The sequence below is a fragment of the Photorhabdus akhurstii genome (assembly GCF_018448925.1).
GTDB classification, from domain to species: Bacteria; Pseudomonadota; Gammaproteobacteria; order Enterobacterales; family Enterobacteriaceae; genus Photorhabdus; species Photorhabdus akhurstii.
The window spans coordinates 1-985 of record NZ_RCWE01000054.1 but is presented as its reverse complement, the minus strand read 5'-3'; the positions used below and the strand labels follow the sequence as shown (position 1 = coordinate 985).

The 985-nt window shown below is 39.7% G+C and carries 1 protein-coding gene; it reads left to right on the top strand.

All coding sequences use genetic code 11. The features are described 5' to 3' along the window. Positions 1-36: 36 nt before the first annotated feature. The coding region (locus tag EAE93_RS23395) for a hypothetical protein (RefSeq protein WP_214040677.1) at positions 37-985 on the top strand (949 nt) is incomplete at its 3' end.

The window sequence follows — 985 nt, the reverse complement described above, 5'->3', positions numbered from 1 at the left end:
GGATCGCTTGGGTCCCCCGGATGAAGATCTTTCCGAATGAAGCAACGATTAAAAAACTTACTCAAAAAATGGTTTCCTACTATTCACCCATTGCCAGCCCAACGGCTGGCACGCTGGGAAAAAGAAATTCTGGCAGCACCACCAGATATTAAGAATGCAGAAACCATCAAACATATGGAAATATTGGATTACCTTGATAATAAGGAATGCCATATCCGTAACACTCAACGCCGTGCCCGAAGTATTGCTTTGATTCCCGTAACTCTGGGGATTATTAGTAGCCTGATTTTGAGCATTAATAATTTTATAGAAGAACGAAGAAGTGGAGAAGCATACATTCACCGTTGGGTTAATTTAGTCAAAGAAGAATATGGTGAGAAATTTTATCTACGCAATGATTTACCGGATTATATGGAAAATGCACGTTATATTGGTAATGATAAAGAGATTTCTCTAAGAAAATACCTACATTATCGCTATAACTATTATGAATATAGTGATGATATTTTTATAATTGATATGACATTTATGCTACTTTATCTATTGATGATTCCGCTTTTTGTCTGGGCCGTCTTTTTTTTACGCCGGCAGGCACCATTAATTATTGATCGTGACCGACAGATTTTTTACACCTGGTATAAAGGCAAAGCTTATGCCGCCCGCTATCCCCAAGTAGGCATGGCAGAAAAAACTAATATTCTGTTCCTCAAAGTTTATGGCCTAGACGAAAATAATAACCTTGTCGGGCGTGGTTTTATCCCTAACGTCAGCAGTTATTCTTTTGCCTTCTTAAGTAGTGGCAATGATAAAGCTCTGGCAGTCGCCTTTATGGTGAAATTCTTATTAAACGGCAAAGAGGCGGTCAGTAAGGTGGATTATAAACGCCGTGAGCCGCTTATCTGGTGGAGTAAAGATAAAAGACCTGCCGATTTAGAAGCTCAAATTCCGTTGATTCTGGCCGAATTGGATCGCTTAGGTCCCCCTG